This is a genomic window from Caulobacter sp. ErkDOM-E, assembly GCF_048541895.1.
Taxonomy (GTDB): Bacteria; Pseudomonadota; Alphaproteobacteria; order Caulobacterales; family Caulobacteraceae; genus Caulobacter.
In genome coordinates this window covers 1,959,812-1,974,560 of the sequence record NZ_CP183331.1, presented here as the reverse complement: position 1 = coordinate 1,974,560, position 14,749 = coordinate 1,959,812, and the positions used below count along the sequence as shown (strand labels likewise).

Annotated in this window: 11 protein-coding genes; 5 read left to right on the top strand and 6 right to left on the bottom strand. The window is 65.8% G+C overall.

The features are described 5' to 3' along the window. The first annotated feature begins 207 nt into the window (after window positions 1-207). Complete coding sequence (locus ACN2C7_RS09630) at window positions 208-1,191, top strand: YeiH family protein (protein ID WP_419321296.1); 984 nt, start codon at window positions 208-210, stop codon at window positions 1,189-1,191. 10 nt (window positions 1,192-1,201) lie between these two features. On the opposite strand, the gene ACN2C7_RS09625 is transcribed toward ACN2C7_RS09630, so the two are convergent. Beyond that, window positions 1,202-2,209 carry a LacI family DNA-binding transcriptional regulator gene (locus ACN2C7_RS09625; RefSeq protein WP_419321295.1) on the bottom strand — a complete coding sequence of 336 codons (1,008 nt, stop codon included), beginning with the start codon at window positions 2,207-2,209 and terminating at the stop codon, window positions 1,202-1,204. Window positions 2,210-2,539: 330 nt separating this feature from the next. Between ACN2C7_RS09625 and ACN2C7_RS09620 the strand changes: the two genes are divergently transcribed. Then, on the top strand, window positions 2,540-4,588 hold the full coding sequence (locus tag ACN2C7_RS09620) for a phytase (RefSeq protein WP_419321294.1): 2,049 nt from the start codon (window positions 2,540-2,542) through the stop codon (window positions 4,586-4,588). Window positions 4,589-4,687: 99 nt separating this feature from the next. Here ACN2C7_RS09620 and ACN2C7_RS09615 read toward each other — a convergent pair whose 3' ends face one another. Beyond that, window positions 4,688-6,112 (bottom strand): helix-turn-helix domain-containing protein, encoded by a 1,425-nt coding sequence (locus ACN2C7_RS09615; RefSeq protein ID WP_419321293.1) that lies wholly within the window; start codon window positions 6,110-6,112, stop codon window positions 4,688-4,690. 154 nt (window positions 6,113-6,266) lie between these two features. Between ACN2C7_RS09615 and ACN2C7_RS09610 the strand changes: the two genes are divergently transcribed. From ACN2C7_RS09610 to aceB, 3 genes are read left to right on the top strand one after another with little or no spacing between them, the layout of a single operon-like run. Continuing rightward, a complete protein-coding gene (locus tag ACN2C7_RS09610) occupies window positions 6,267-7,886 on the top strand; it encodes an isocitrate lyase (protein ID WP_419321292.1) in 1,620 nt (539 codons plus the stop codon). A gap of 35 nt (window positions 7,887-7,921) precedes the next feature. Further along, entirely contained in the window at window positions 7,922-8,155 is a 234-nt protein-coding gene (locus tag ACN2C7_RS09605) for a hypothetical protein (protein ID WP_419255660.1), read from the top strand. A 48-nt stretch (window positions 8,156-8,203) separates the two neighbouring features. Beyond that, complete coding sequence (gene aceB, locus ACN2C7_RS09600; protein WP_419321290.1) at window positions 8,204-9,784, top strand: malate synthase A; 1,581 nt, start codon at window positions 8,204-8,206, stop codon at window positions 9,782-9,784. A 187-nt stretch (window positions 9,785-9,971) separates the two neighbouring features. Here the strand turns inward: aceB and guaA are convergent, their stop codons facing one another. From guaA to guaB, 4 genes are read right to left on the bottom strand one after another with little or no spacing between them, the layout of a single operon-like run. After that, on the bottom strand, window positions 9,972-11,531 hold the full coding sequence (gene guaA / locus ACN2C7_RS09595; protein ID WP_419321289.1) for a glutamine-hydrolyzing GMP synthase: 1,560 nt from the start codon (window positions 11,529-11,531) through the stop codon (window positions 9,972-9,974). Between the two features lie 55 nt (window positions 11,532-11,586). Beyond that, entirely contained in the window at window positions 11,587-12,861 is a 1,275-nt protein-coding gene (locus tag ACN2C7_RS09590) for an RsmB/NOP family class I SAM-dependent RNA methyltransferase (RefSeq protein ID WP_419321288.1), read from the bottom strand. A 4-nt stretch (window positions 12,862-12,865) separates the two neighbouring features. Beyond that, window positions 12,866-13,261: an MAPEG family protein gene (locus ACN2C7_RS09585; RefSeq protein ID WP_419321287.1), complete on the bottom strand. Its 396-nt coding sequence runs from the start codon at window positions 13,259-13,261 to the stop codon at window positions 12,866-12,868. A 3-nt stretch (window positions 13,262-13,264) separates the two neighbouring features. Beyond that, complete coding sequence (gene guaB, locus ACN2C7_RS09580) at window positions 13,265-14,728, bottom strand: IMP dehydrogenase (RefSeq protein WP_419321286.1); 1,464 nt, start codon at window positions 14,726-14,728, stop codon at window positions 13,265-13,267. Window positions 14,729-14,749 lie beyond the last annotated feature (21 nt).

The window sequence follows — 14,749 nt, the reverse complement described above, 5'->3', positions numbered from 1 at the left end:
TTCAAAGCGAATTGTATTTTCAAAATCTTATATTTGACAATTCACAGACGAAATCCGTCCGATTGTTGCACCGAGTATTCCGAATTCTCGGGTGACGTCGCTTCATCCGGTTGCCCAGCGCCTCCGATATGATAACGGTGTCACATTGGTGTATGGCGACTTGCGCTGCGAAATTTGCGTGAATCGGGACGATTCCGGGGAAAATCGATGATCCGAGGCAGCGTCTATGCGCCCGGCCTAGCTGTTGCGACCCTGGCGACCCTGGCTGCAGCCTATGTCTCAGACCACTACGGCGCGCCGCTCACCCTGATGTGCCTGCTGTTTGGCCTGTCGATGAGCTTCCTCGCCGAAGACACGCGACTCGAGCCTGGCCTGGCCATCGCCTCGCGCACCCTGCTGCGCTGGGGCATCGTGCTGGTCGCCACGCGCATCACCTTTGGCCAGATCGTCCAGCTGGGTCCCGCCGCCCTGCTCGCGGTCGTCGCCATCGTAGCCATCACCCTGAGCAGCAGCGTATTCCTGGCTCGACGTTTCGGGTTCTCGGGGGCGTTCGGCGCGCTGTGCGGCGGCGCCGTGGCGATCTGCGGGGCCTCGGCGGCCATGGCCTTCGCCAGCCTGCTGGGTGAGCGCCGCACGCCACAGGCCCAACTGACCCTGGTGCTGGTCGGCATCTCGGCGATGAGCACACTGGCCATGACCGTCTATCCGATCCTGGCGCGCCACCTGCACTTCAGCGACGTCCAGGCCGGCTTCATGCTGGGCGCTTCGATCCACGACGTCGCCCAGTCCCTGGGAGCCGGCTATTCGTTCTCGCCGGCCGCCGGAGAGAACGCCGCCATCGTCAAGCTGACCCGCGTGGCGCTGCTGGCCCCGGCGATGATGGTGGTAGCAGTGTTTTTTCCCAAGGATCCCGAGGCCAGGATCTCCACGTTCATCCTGCCCTGGTTCGTGGTCGGGTTTTTCGGCCTGGCGGCCATCAACTCGTTCGGCCTGATACCTGCCGTGGTGGCCGAGGGCTCCAGCAAGGCTGCCGCCGCCCTGCTCGCCTGCGCGGTGACCGCCACAGGCATTCGTTCGAACATGAAATCGTTGACCGAGCATGGCTTGCGCCCTCTGCTCATCATCGTCATCGCCACGGTGATCGCCCTGATGTTGAGCATCCTGGCGGCGAAGTTCCTGATCCCGGCCTAGGCTTGGCCCTCTACGAAGAGGTCTTGGGCGCGGCGGTCGATGCGCGCAGCACAAGCTCGTGCGGCAAGCGGCGGTGGGCCGGGCTCCCGACGCCCTCGAACAGCAGGCTGGCGGCGGCATAGGCCAACTGCCGCGTCGGTTGTCGCACCGTGGTCAAAGGCGGCCAAAGCTGTCCGGCAAGGGCGATATCGTCAAAGCCGGCGACCGAAAGGTCCCCCGGCAGCGCCATGCCCCGCCGATGGGCTACCGTCAGCACGCCGGCGGCCATGTCGTCATTGCTGGCGAAGATCGCGGTTGGCGGATTGGGCAAGTCGAGCAGGGTTTCGGCCGCCTCCACGCCCGAGGCGAAGTCGAACAGGCCCGGCCGGACATATTGAGGCTCGAACGCCAGGCCGGCGCGGTCCAGCGCCCGGCGATAGCCGAACAGCCGCAGGTCGCTGGCCGTGTGATTGGGGTGGCCGACGATAAAGCCTATCCGCTTGTGTCCCAGCGCGATCAGGTGGCTGGTCATGTCGTCGGCGGCCTGGACGTCGTCCATCGACACCGACGGACTGCGGCCATGATCGGTGCCGGGCGAGATGCGGACATAGGGCATGCCGCGCCGGTCCAGTTCCTCAAGCGCGGCAATCGAGTCGGTGACCGGCGAAGACAGGATCACGCCATCCACCTGGGTCTGGTCGATCAGGCCACCGACTTCCAAGGCCAGGCTGGGCGAGGCCGCGTCACTGGGCTGAGCCAGGAGCCGCACACCCTCTTCAACGCACCGTTCCCAGATCCCGGTCTGGATCTGATGGATGTAGTGAGGGCCCTGATTGTCATAGAAAAGCGCGATCTGATGGCTGCGTTTTCCAGCCAACATGCGCGCCGCCGCGCTGGGCTGAAAGTTGAGTCGCGCCATCGCGCCCTCGACCCGCTGCCGCAGTTCCGCCGAAACGTATTTCTCTCGATTGAGCACACGCGACACGGTCTTGGTCGAGACGCCGGCGGCCGCTGACACATCCTTGATCGTAGCGCGCATCCGGTAGGATCATCCTCGACTCTGGATAGGAACCCTAGGACATATCGGTGAAATCTGCACATCGTCTCGATAGCGTGACGACGCAATTGACCACGCCAGAACCAAGCTGCGTCCCGGAATCAAGCCGCTGGCGCTACCAGTTCGGCGGCGTCGCCATTGGGAGGACGTCAAAGTTCCAACCTGGCGCGCCCGCAACGCGGCCGACCTGTATTCCTTCGATTGAAAGCTGTAGGAGAGGCCAAATCGGTAGCATCCAGGTCTCGGCTTTGGCGTCTGCACCTTCGGGTCAGGCCAATCGCACATCGAAGATGCGATACAGAGGGGCACATCATGATCCATCGCCGCCAACACCTCGCCGCCAGCGCTTTAGCGCTGTTGTTCGTCGCAGATCAGGCTCTTGCCCAAGCGACGCAGGCCGCACCGACGGTGAGCGTCGCTGCTGTAGGTGCGACCGTTCCCACCGAGCAAGGCGGGGGCAACGCCGCCGCCCTACTCTATAACAGCGCTGACCCCGGCAAGAGCATCATCGCCGCGACCGGAGAACTGGGCGGGCTTGAGTTCCATAGCCTGGACGGCGCCCGCAAAACCGCCCTGCCCGGCGGCGAAACCTATGGCGTCGATACGCGCGAGATCGGCGACCAGACGGTGCTGGCGGTTCTGGATCGCCAGGCCGGCCGCATCCGCCTTTCCAGCTATGACTTCACCTCTGGCCAGGCCCAGGCGATCGACGCGCGCCCGCTGATGCTGGGCTATGCCGGCGAAGGCCTGTGCCTGCACAAGAGCCCCCGCGACGGCTCGCTGTACGCTTTCGCCCTCGGCGGCGACGGTCAACTGGATCAGTGGCTGCTGTATCCCACCGCTGACGGCAAGCTGGACGGCCGTCTGGTCCGCCGTCTGCACCTGTCGTCGGAAGCCAAGTACTGCGTCGCCGACGACCCTTCGGGCGCCCTCTATGTCGCCCAACAGGCGGTCGGCATCTGGCGCTATGACGCCGACCCCGAGGCCGAGACTGTGGCCACCGTGATCGACATCAACCGTCTGGGCCGCATCAAGGGCGAGGTGGGCGGCCTGGCTATCCTGAACGGCGGAGACCAGGGCAATTACCTGGTCGCCGTCAACGCCGACGCCGGCGACTACAACGTCTATGACCGCAATGCCGATGACCGGTTCCTGGGCGCCTTCCGCGTCCAGGCCAAGGGTGCGGACGCCATCGAGGGCCCCGCTGGCCTGTTCGGCCTGCGCGCCCCCGTCGGCCCGGGCCTGCCGGCCGGCGCCCTGTTGGTCACTGACGACCGCAAGGTCGGGGCCAACACCCAGGTGCTGTCGTGGCAGGACGTCGCCAGCGCCCTGAAGGTCTCGCCCGGACAGGCCGCGCCCCAGGCGACGCCCAGCACTCTGGCCCTCGTCCAGGCGACCATGGAGACGCCGCCCGTCGAGAACGGCGGCGACGCGGCCGACGACCCGGCCATCTTCGTCCACCCGACCGATCCGACGAAAAACGCCATCATCGCCACCGACAAGAAGGGCGGCTTGCTCGTCTATGACCTGTCGGGCAAGCTGCTGCAGTCCCTGCCCGACGGCAAGATGAACAATGTCGACCTGCGCGGCGGCTTCAAGCTGGGCGGCAAGACTGTCACCCTGGTCACGGCCAGCGACCGCACCCGCAAGGCCATCGCGATCTACACCCTCGATCCCGACACGCGGCTGCTGACCAGCGTCGCCGACGGCCTGCAGGCGACAGGCCTCTCCGATCCCTACGGTTTGTGCATGTATCGCAACAAGAGCGGCGCAACCTTTGTGTTCATCAGCGATCCCGACGGCGGCGTGCGGCAGTGGAAACTGCTCGCCACCCCAGGCGGCAAGGTCAAGGCCCAGCAGGTTCGCGATCTGAAGTTCGACACCCAGACAGAAGGCTGCGTCGCCGACGACGAAACCGGCGCGCTCTACATCGCCGAGGAAGACACCGCCCTGTGGAAGCTGGGCGCCGAGCCCTCGACCGGGACGGCCCGCAAGTCCGTGGTCCGGGTGGTCGACAACTCCGCCCTGAAGGACGATCTGGAGGGCGTGGGCCTTTACGCGCAAGCTGGCGGCAAGGGCTATCTGGTGGTCTCCAGCCAGGGCAACAACAGCTACGCCCTGTTCCGGCGCGAGGGTGACAACGCCTATGTCGGCTCGTTCGCCGTGATCGCAGACGGCGCGACCGGCATCGACGGCGTCTCGGAAACTGACGGCCTGGAGGTGACCAGCCTCTCGCTGGGCGCGGGCCTGGAAGGCGGAGCCTTCATCGCCCAGGACGGCCGCAACGTTTCGCCACCCGAGAATCAGAACTTCAAGCTGGTTCCCTGGTCAACGATCGCGGGAAAAATGGGGCTCCGCTAAGCGCAAAGCGCGAACTGAAGTTTCGCCCCGAAATCCCGTTGGTCTGGCAAGATCAACGTCTCCCCAATGCACGACCGATCCCGCCGCAAAACCTGAGCGTCAGGTCACGAACGGAAAAGGCGACAGGGCCTTGCTGGACTCCTCAACCAGCAGGGTCCTGTTGATCGGAGCTGCCGCCCGCTGTGGACAGGCGGGACGCTCGCAGATCCGGCATGACGGGCCGATCTCGACCGTCATCGGCGAGGCCATGTCGAGGCCCCGGGCATAGACCAGCTTACTGGCGTATTTCAGCTCGCACCCCAGCCCCACGACCAACTCGTCTTCCAATCCGGCCTGCAGGCCCGAGACGCGGCGCACCGTCCGCGACAGCGTGAAATAGCGCTGACCATCCGGGGTCTCGATCACCTGGGTGATGATCCGCCCCGGCGTCTTGAAGCTGTCGTGGACGTTCCAGCGCGGACAGGCTCCGCCAAAGCGCGAGAATGGAAATGGACCCGCCGCGAAGCGCTTGGAGATATTCCCCGCCGCATCCAGGCGCATCATGAAGAACGGAGTTCCACGCGACCCGGGTCGGCTGAGTGTGGTCAGGCGCTGGGCGGCCTGCTCATAGCTGATCCCAAACCGCGAGCGCACCCGCTCAATGTCGTAGCCGCTGGCCTCCATGGCCGCCAGAAACGGCTCGTAGGGCGTCATGATCGCCGCCGCCAGGTAGTTGCCGAGAAAGACCTTGAGCAGCTGACGCGTGGCGCGGTCCGGCGCCTGGAAACGATCGGCCAGGGTCGACAGCGTCTCGTCAGCCTCCATCAGACCCAACTGATAGCACATGGCGAAGATCCGGCTGGCCGGCGCCAGGGTCTCAGAGAGCATCAGGCGCTTGCGGTGATGGTCATAGCGACGCAGCGAACTGGCCATAGCCTCTACCGGCATGACCCGCGCCTGGATCTCGAAGCGCTCCAGCAACCGCGCCCGCACAGCCGGTCCGAGGTCCTGATGGTCAGCCTTCATGGCCGCAACGATGGCCTCGGCCGCCGTCTCCAGTTCGGCGAAATGGTTACGCTGTGATCCGACCAGATCGCGCACCCAATCGGTCGAAGTCTGCGATGAGGACGTCACGGAGCCATCCGGCCGCTCGAAGACGCCCAGATCGATCAGACGGCCCCGATCCAGATAGGCGCGATACAGACGCGACATAGCCTCGGCCATGCCCGGCGACAACTCGGCGACCTCGGCCGCCTCATGTCGACTGACCCCCAGATCAGCGAACATCCGGTCGGCCAGTATCTCCTCCAGCCCGGCCCCGCCGCCGGGATCATCCGCCGACAGGCTTCGCAGGTCGAGATCATAGGCGTCGGCCAGACGCAGCAGAATCTGGGCCGTGACCGGCCGCTGATTGCGCTCCAACAAGTTCAGATAGCTGGCCGAAACGCCCAGGTTCTCGGCCATGCGGCTCTGGGTTACGCCCATGTCGCGGCGAAGCCGCTTTAGCCTGCCACCGAGAAACAGCTTTTTGTCATGTGTCGCCATTCAGTCAATTTGTCACAGATTTACAGAAAACACAAAGTCGGACTGTGACAAATCACCTTCAATAGGTTCGACGCCCGAGCGGTCGCGACGCTAGCTCTCCCTACAAACTTTTCTTCGACCGCCCAGCGGTCGGCCGACGATGGGGATCAGACCAATGACGCTGCGCAAAACCTACGCTCAACACCGCGAAACCGTCCTGGCCCGCTATCCGCAGGGCGTAACGCCCGGCGGCGTCGGCATCGACGACATCATTCAGCTGAAGCTGCAGAACACCTTCTCGACCCACCTGGACATCGCCCGCGAAATGGCAACCGTCATGCGAGCCGATATGGCGGCATACGACGCCGATAGCAGCAAGTTCACCCAGTCGCTGGGGTGCTGGTCGGGGTTCCACGCCCAGCAGATGATCAAGTCGGTCAAACGTCTGCGTGGCACCACCAAGGGCGCCTATGTCTATCTCTCCGGCTGGATGGTCGCGGGCCTGCGTAACCGCTTCGGCCACCTGCCCGACCAGTCGATGCACGAGAAGACCGCCGTCGTCGATCTGATCGAAGAGATCTATGTCTCGCTGCGCCAGGCCGACGAGGTCGCGATCAACGACCTGTTCAAGACGCTGAAGACCGCTCGCGACGCCGGCGACAAGGCGGCCGAAAAGGCCGCAATCGCGGCCATCGACGGCTTTGAGACCCACGTCGTTCCGATCATCGCCGACATCGACGCGGGCTTTGGCAACGAGAACGCCACCTATCTGCTGGCCAAGGAGATGATCAAGGCTGGCGCCTGCTGCCTGCAGATCGAAAATCAGGTTTCGGACGCCAAGCAGTGCGGCCACCAAGACGGCAAAGTCACCGTGCCGCGCGAAGATTTCATCGAAAAGCTGCGCGCGTGCCGCCTGGCCTTCGAGGAACTGGGCGTCGACGAGGGCGTCATCGTCGCCCGTACCGATAGCCTGGGCGCGGGCCTCACCCAGAAAGTGCCCGTCAGCCAAGAGCCGGGCGATCTGGCCAGCGACTACATCAAGTGGCTGAAGACCGAAGCCATCACGCCGGACAATCCGATCCTGCCGGGCGAACTGGCGCTCTATCGCGGCGGCCAGTTTGAAAAGCCGGTGCGCATGCCCAATGGCCTCTTCGCCTTCCAGGACGGCACGGGCCGCGCTCGCGTGATCGAGGACTGCATCGCCTCGCTCACCCAGGGCGGCGCGGATCTGCTGTGGATCGAAACCGACACCCCCAATGTCGACGAGATCGCCTCGATGGTCTCGGAAATCCGCAAGGTCGTGCCCAATGCCAAGCTGACCTATAACAACTCGCCATCGTTCAACTGGACCCTGAACCTGCGCCGCCAGGTGCGCGAGCAGTGGATCGCCGAGGGCAAGATCCACGCTGACTCCTATCCTGACGGTATCGCCCTGATGTCGGCCGAGTATGACGACGCCGACCTGGGCCGCGAGACCGACGCCCGCCTGGCCGCCTTCCAGACCGACATCTCCGCCCGCGCCGGTGTGTTCCACAACCTGATCACCCTGCCGACCTTCCATCTGACCGCCAAGAGCATGGACGAGCTGTCGCGCGGCTATTTCGGCGATGACAAGATGAAGGCCTATGTCAATTCGGTGCAGCGCGAGGAAATCCGCCGCGGCGTCTCGGCCGTCAAGCACCAGCACGAGGTCGGCTCGGACCTGGGCGACACCTTCAAGGAAATGGTCGCCGGAGAGCGCGCCCTGAAGGCCGGCGGCCACGGCAACACCATGAACCAGTTCGCGGCCGAATAGGTCGCGACCAACCCCACCGATAGGAGGACTGCCCTATGTCTGCTCCCGCCTTCACCCCCGCCGCCATGCCCAACCCGACCGCGCAGGAACGCGCGGTTGACCGGGTGGCGGAAGCCTCGCACCGTCTGAACGAAGCGGTGCGCCGCGCCATCGACGCCGGCTATTCGGTGGAACTGGTTCGCTCTTCCCGCTTCCATGACGGCGCGGGCAACTGGGGCGACCAGATTGTTCCCACGGTCCGACCCAAGGGCGCGCAAGAGAGCGCCTGACCCTATCCTAACGGCCACAACGACGACTTCTGACTACAGGATCTCTCCATGCCCCTCGACATCGCCGCCCACATTGAGATCACAGGCCCTGTCGAGGGTCGCGCGGTAGAGATCCTGACACCCGAGGCCCTGGCCTTCGTGGCTGACCTACACCGTCGGTTCGACGCGCGTCGTCGTGAACTGCTGGCGGCGCGGGTCGCTCGCCAGGTCCTGTTCGACGCCGGCGAAGCTCCGGACTTCCTGGCCGAAACGGCCGACGTCCGGTCAGGCGACTGGACCGTGGCCCCGATCCCGGCGGACCTGCAAGACCGCCGCGTCGAGATCACCGGTCCCGTCGATCGCAAGATGATCATCAACGCCCTCAACTGCGGGGCCAAGGTGTTCATGGCCGACTTCGAGGACGCCACCTCTCCGACCTGGGCCAACCTGATCGAGGGCCAGGTCAATCTGAAGGACCGCTGGGCCGGCGCGCTGACCCATGTGGATCCCAAGTCCGGCAAGAGCTACGCGCTGGGAGCCAACCCCGCCGTCCTCGTCATTCGTCCGCGTGGCTGGCATCTGCCTGAACGCCACATGGAGGTCGATGGCCTGCCCGTCAGCGGAGCCTTGTTCGATTTCGGCCTGTATTTCTTCCACAACGCCAAGGCGTCGCTGGCGCAAGGCTCCGGCCCCTACTTCTACCTGCCCAAGCTGGAGAGCCACCTGGAGGCGCGCCTGTGGAACGAGGTGTTTGTCCACGCCCAGGCCGCGCTGGGCATCGCCAATGGCACGATCAAGGCCACGGTGCTGATCGAGACCATTCCCGCCGCCTTCGAGATGGACGAAATCATCTTTGAGCTGCGCGACCACATGGCCGGCCTCAACTGCGGCCGCTGGGACTACATCTTCTCGTTCATCAAGCGCCTGGGCCGTCGCCCCGACTTCCTGACGCCGGACCGCTCGGCCATGGTGATGGGCAAGGCCTTCCTGGGCGCCTATTCGCTGAAGCTGATCCAGACCTGCCACCGTCGCGGCGCCTTCGCCATGGGCGGCATGGCGGCCCAGATCCCGATCAAGGGCGATGAGACCGCCAACCAGGCCGCCTTCGCCAAGGTTCGCGCGGACAAGGAACGGGAGGCCGGCGCCGGTCATGACGGCACCTGGGTCGCTCACCCCGATCTGGTCCCCGTGGCCATGGAGGTCTTCGACCGCCTGATGCCGACGCCAAACCAGCTGGACAAGCGCCTGTCCGACCTGACCATCACCCAGCCCCAGATGCTGGAACTGCACGAGGGCGTCCGCACCGAGGCGGGCGTGCGCGAGAACATCCGGGTCGGCGTGCGTTATACCCAGGCCTGGATCGAAGGCCGGGGCGCGGTGCCGCTCTACAACCTGATGGAAGACGCGGCCACGGCCGAGATTTGCCGCACCCAGCTGTGGCAGTGGATCAAGCTGGGCGCCGATCTCGATGATGGCCGCGAGATCACTTCGCAACTGTTCGTCAGCCTGCTGACCGACGAGATGGACGGCCTGCGCCGCGACTTCGCCTCGCCGCGCCTCGAAGAAGCCGCCCTGCTGTTCTCACGGATGGCCCTGTCCGAGACGCTGGAGGAGTTCTTGACCCTGCCGGCGTATGAGTTGCTCGCCTGAGGGAAGCCGCGCCTGCACGACCCGATCCGGTTTAGGTTCTGGCGGACAAGAACGACCTCCTTGTCCGCCAGAACCGGTCGGGGCTCTTGGTTGCAAACGACCCCGCAGCGGCGCCCCCGTTCTCAGGGCGCGACGTTGGCGGGGTCCTGGCCCAGGCGCGCCGAGACGTCCTTAAAGCGACGCCTCGTTATTCCCACTCAATCGTGCCGGGCGGCTTGCTCGTCACATCATAGACGACGCGGTTGACGCCCCGGACCTCGTTGATGATCCGGGTCGCGGTCTTGCCCAGCACGTCCCAGGGAAACTCGAAGAAGTCGGCGGTCATGCCGTCGGTCGAGGTCACGGCCCGCAGGGCCAGGACGTTCTCATAGGTGCGGGCGTCGCCCATCACGCCGACCGTCTTCACGGGCAGTAGCACGGCGAAAGCCTGCCAGATCTTGTCGTAGAGGCCCGCCTCGCGGATGGCTTCCAGATAGATGGCGTCGGCCTGTTGCAGGACGGCGACCTTCTCGGGCGTGATCTCGCCGGGGATGCGGATGGCCAGGCCCGGGCCGGGGAACGGGTGGCGGCCGACGAAGGCGGGAGCCAGGCCCAGCTCGACGCCCAGGGCGCGGACCTCGTCCTTGAACAGCTCGCGCAGCGGCTCGACCAGCTTCAGCTTCATGAAGTCAGGCAGGCCGCCCACATTGTGGTGGCTCTTGATCACCGCCGAGGGGCCGCCGCGCGCCGAGACGCTCTCGACCACATCGGGATAGAGCGTGCCCTGAGCCAGGAAGTCGGCGCCGTCGATCTTGGCGGCTTCGCGGTCGAAGATGTCGATGAACTTGCCGCCGATGATCTTGCGCTTGGTCTCCGGGTCGCTGACGCCGGCCAGGGCGCCCAGGAACTCGGCCCCGGCGTCCACATGCACCAGCGGGATGTTGTAGTGGTCGCGGAACAGGGTGACGACCTGCTCGGCCTCGTTGTGGCGCAGCAGACCGGTGTCGACGAACACGCAGGTCAGCTGGTCGCCGATCGCTTCATGGATCAGCACGGCGGCGACGGAGCTGTCGACGCCGCCCGACAGGCCACAGATCACCTTGCCGGTCCCGACCTGGGCGCGGATCTTGCCGACCATTTCCTGGCGGAACGACGCCATCGTCCAGTCGCCCTTCAGGCCGGCCAGCTTCAGGAAGTTGCGATAGACCTGCGTGCCGTTGACGGTGTGGACCACCTCGGGGTGGAACTGCACCGCGTAGATCTTGCGGGCGTCGTCAGCGATGGCGGCATAGGGCGCGCCGACTGACGTGGCGATGACCTCGAAGCCTTCGGGAATGGCGGTGACGCGGTCGCCGTGGCTCATCCACACGGTTTCCAGCTCGCCGACGCCGGCAAGGCCTTCGAACAGCGGATTGGCCTTGCCGATGGTCAGTTCGGCGCGGCCGAACTCGCCGGCGTGGCCGCCCTCGACCTTGCCGCCCAGCACGTCGCACAGCAGTTGTTGGCCATAGCAGATGGCCAGCAGGGGTACGCCCAGGTCGAACAGCTTCTTGCCAATGCGGGGGCTGTCGGCCTCCAGCACACTGGCCGGGCCGCCCGACAGGATGATGGCCGAAGGCGCGTAGTCATCGACCAGGGCCTCGGCCTTGTCGAAAGGATGGATCTCGCAATAGACGCCCGCCTCGCGCACCCGGCGGGCGATCAACTGGGTCACCTGGCTGCCGAAATCGACGATCAGAACGCGCTGGTGATTGGCGGGGGCGGTCATGGGCGATGGGTCTCCGGCGTTTTCTGATCGGACCTTCTCCCCATGGGGGAGAAGGCTATTGCGGCGTTCGTTCCAGCACGGCGGCGAAGAAGCCGTCCGTGCCAGCGGTGTACGGGGTCAGGCGCAGGAAGCCCTGGGCGCTGACGTGGTGGGCAATGGCCTCAAAGGCGATCGGCCTGACGGCAAAGTCGGAGCGACGAGCCAGGAAGGCCGCGACGCGGTCCTCGTTCTCCTCGACCAGCAGCGAGCAGGTCACATAGACCAGCCGTCCGCCGACCTTTACGAAGTCAGCGGCGTCGATCAGCACGCTGTCCTGCTCGAGCTGGCGCTTGGCCAGCTGGTCGGGCGAAAGCCGCCACTTGGCGTCCGGATGGCGGCGCCAGGTGCCAGAACCGGTGCAGGGCGCGTCGACAAAGACGACGTCCAGCTTGCCCTCAAGGCCCTTCAGCGGCTCGGCCTCGATCGGCGAGCGGATCTGCAGGTTGCGGACCCCTGCCCTCTGGCTGCGACGGATCGTGTCGGCCAAACGGCGGGCGTCGCTGTCATGGGCGAAGATCTGGCCAGTGTTGTTCATCGCGGCCGCCAGGGCCAGCGTCTTGCCGCCGCCGCCGGCGCAGAAGTCCAGCACCTGCTTGCCCTTGATCTCGCCGGCCATCGTCGCCGCGATCTGGGAGCCCAGGTCCTGCACCTCGAACCAGCCCTTGGAGAAGGCCGGAACGGCTTCCACCGAAGGCGTGCGATCGGCGGCTTGCGGCGCGGGAATGCGGAAGGCGTTGTCCAGCACGCCGGCCGGCTCGCCGCCGATCAGGGCGACGGCTTTAGCGCCGCGCCCGGCGTCGGTCTTGATGGTGTTGATCCGCAGATCGACCGGGGCCCGTTGCGACAGGGCCGCCATCTCGTCGCGAACGCTGTCGCCGAGGGCGCGGGCCAGAAAAGGCTCGAGCCAGTCGGGATAGTCGCCGGCCACGGGCGCGGGGGCATCCTCGAGCGAAGCCGGCGCGGCCAGGGCCTTGATCTCGGCCTCGGCCAGAGCGCCCGCGCCATGTTCTTCGCCAGCCGCCTCGGCGACGCGCTCGGGCGACCAGCCCCAGACGTGGGCCAGGACGCCCAGCACCACGCCGCGCGCGGAGCTGTCGCCCATCATGAAGCCCAGCGAGCGCTTGCGACGCAGGGCGTCCAGCACCAGGCCAGACACGAACGCCCGGTCCTTGGAGCCCGCGTAGCGCGCGCTCTCGCCCCAGCGCTTGAGCGCCATCTTTACCGGAAAATGCCGCGCCTCGATCTCGGCCAGAACCTCGATCGCTGCTGAAACCCGTCCACCGTCGCGCATGGGGTCAGACCACCATGGCCGCGAGGACCATCCCGATGCCGATGAAGGAAATCAGCCAGACGATGCTGCGCGCGACAGGAACGCCAAAAGCATAGAGCGGCATGTAGATCGCGCGCGCCACCACATAGAGCAGCGCGCCGTGGGCGCTGATGAAGCCGATCCGGCCCGACAGATAGACGACGATCACGGCGGCGGCGAACAGCGGAAAGGTTTCGCGAAAATTGGCGGAGGCGCGCTCAAGGCGCCCCGCCATGCCCGTCAGGACCACCGGTTCGTCGCGCGGGCCGACATTCCACTTCAGACCCCGCTGCGGTTGCGCGGCGACGCTGGCCCACAGCAGGTGGACCAGTCCGATCAGGACCGCGACGGCGAGGAGCTGAAGTTCGATGGCGACCCGCATGATCTAGACCGCGCTCGGATAGTTGGGCGCCTCGCGCGTGATCATCACGTCGTGGACGTGGCTTTCCCGCAGACCGGCGCCGGTGATGCGCACAAAGCGGGCGCGGCTCTGGAACTCGGCGATCGTTGGGGCGCCGACATAGCCCATGGCGGCGCGAAGACCGCCCACCAGTTGGTGCAGCACCGGAGCGATGGCGCCCTTGAACGGCGTCTGGCCCTCGATGCCTTCCGGCACCAGCTTGAAGCTGTCGGTCACTTCTTTCTGGAAGTAACGGTCGGCCGAGCCGCGGGCCATGGCGCCCACCGAGCCCATGCCGCGATAGCTCTTGTATGAGCGGCCCTGGTACAGGAACACCTCGCCGGGCGCCTCTTCGGTGCCGGCGAACATCGAGCCCATCATGGCCGTGCTGGCGCCGGCGGCGATGGCCTTGGCCAGGTCGCCCGAATATTTGATGCCGCCATCGGCGATGACCGGCGTTCCGCTTTCCCTGGCGGCGCGGACGGCCTCCATGATCGCGGTGAGCTGCGGCACGCCGACGCCCGCGACGATGCGGGTGGTGCAGATCGAACCGGGACCGATGCCGACCTTCACCGCGTCGGCGCCGGCGTCGATCAGGGCGCGGGCGGCGTCATAGGTGGCGATGTTGCCCGCCACGATCTGCACGCGGTTGGCTTCGCGCTTCAGGCGGCTGACGGCCTGAGAGACCTGGCTGGAATGGCCGTGGGCCGTGTCGATCACAACGACGTCGACGCCGGCGTCCACCAGACCCATCGAGCGCTCGAAACCAGCGTCGCCGACGGTCGAGGCCGCACCGACCAGCAGGCGGCCCTTGTCGTCCTTGGCCGCCAGGGGGTGTGCCTGGGCCTTTTCGATGTCCTTGACCGTGATCAGGCCGACGGCGCGATAGGCCTCGTCGACGACGATCAGGCGCTCGATCTTGTGCTTGCGCAGCATCTCGCGCGCTTCGCGATGATCGATGCCCTCGGACACCGTAATCAGGTTCTCGCGGGTCATCAGCGCCGAGGCCGGGACCTTGTCGTCGCCCTCGAAGCGCATGTCGCGATTGGTCAGGATGCCGACCAGCTTGCCCGTGTCGCGCTCGACAACCGGGAAGCCCGAGATCTTGCGGCGCGCCTTGATCTCGCGGATCTCGGCGAGCGTGGTTTCCGGGTTGATGGTCAGCGGATTGATGACCATGCCGCTTTCGTAACGCTTCACCTCGCGCACGTGATCGGCCTGTTCGTCGACCGTCATATTGCGGTGCAGGATGCCCATGCCACCAGCCTGAGCCATGGCGATGGCGAGGCGGCTTTCGGTGACCGTGTCCATGGCGGCGGACACGAGCGGGATGTTCAGACTGATTTCACGCGTGAACTTGGTCTCGGTCGTCACCTGGGTCGGCATGACGTCGGACGGACCGGGTTCGAGCAAAACGTCGTCGAAGGTGAGCCCTTCGCGAATCTCCATTGGAGTCTCCATTTTGCGGCG

Coding starts and splice junctions, on each gene's coding strand:
- ACN2C7_RS09630 (WP_419321296.1), top strand. CDS start 208: ATGATCCGAGGCAGCGTCTATGCGCCCGGCCTAGCTGTTGCGACCCTG.
- ACN2C7_RS09625 (WP_419321295.1), bottom strand. CDS start 2,209: ATGCGCGCTACGATCAAGGATGTGTCAGCGGCCGCCGGCGTCTCGACC.
- ACN2C7_RS09620 (WP_419321294.1), top strand. CDS start 2,540: ATGATCCATCGCCGCCAACACCTCGCCGCCAGCGCTTTAGCGCTGTTG.
- ACN2C7_RS09615 (WP_419321293.1), bottom strand. CDS start 6,112: ATGGCGACACATGACAAAAAGCTGTTTCTCGGTGGCAGGCTAAAGCGG.
- ACN2C7_RS09610 (WP_419321292.1), top strand. CDS start 6,267: ATGACGCTGCGCAAAACCTACGCTCAACACCGCGAAACCGTCCTGGCC.
- ACN2C7_RS09605 (WP_419255660.1), top strand. CDS start 7,922: ATGTCTGCTCCCGCCTTCACCCCCGCCGCCATGCCCAACCCGACCGCG.
- aceB (WP_419321290.1), top strand. CDS start 8,204: ATGCCCCTCGACATCGCCGCCCACATTGAGATCACAGGCCCTGTCGAG.
- guaA (WP_419321289.1), bottom strand. CDS start 11,531: ATGACCGCCCCCGCCAATCACCAGCGCGTTCTGATCGTCGATTTCGGC.
- ACN2C7_RS09590 (WP_419321288.1), bottom strand. CDS start 12,861: ATGCGCGACGGTGGACGGGTTTCAGCAGCGATCGAGGTTCTGGCCGAG.
- ACN2C7_RS09585 (WP_419321287.1), bottom strand. CDS start 13,261: ATGCGGGTCGCCATCGAACTTCAGCTCCTCGCCGTCGCGGTCCTGATC.
- guaB (WP_419321286.1), bottom strand. CDS start 14,728: ATGGAGATTCGCGAAGGGCTCACCTTCGACGACGTTTTGCTCGAACCC.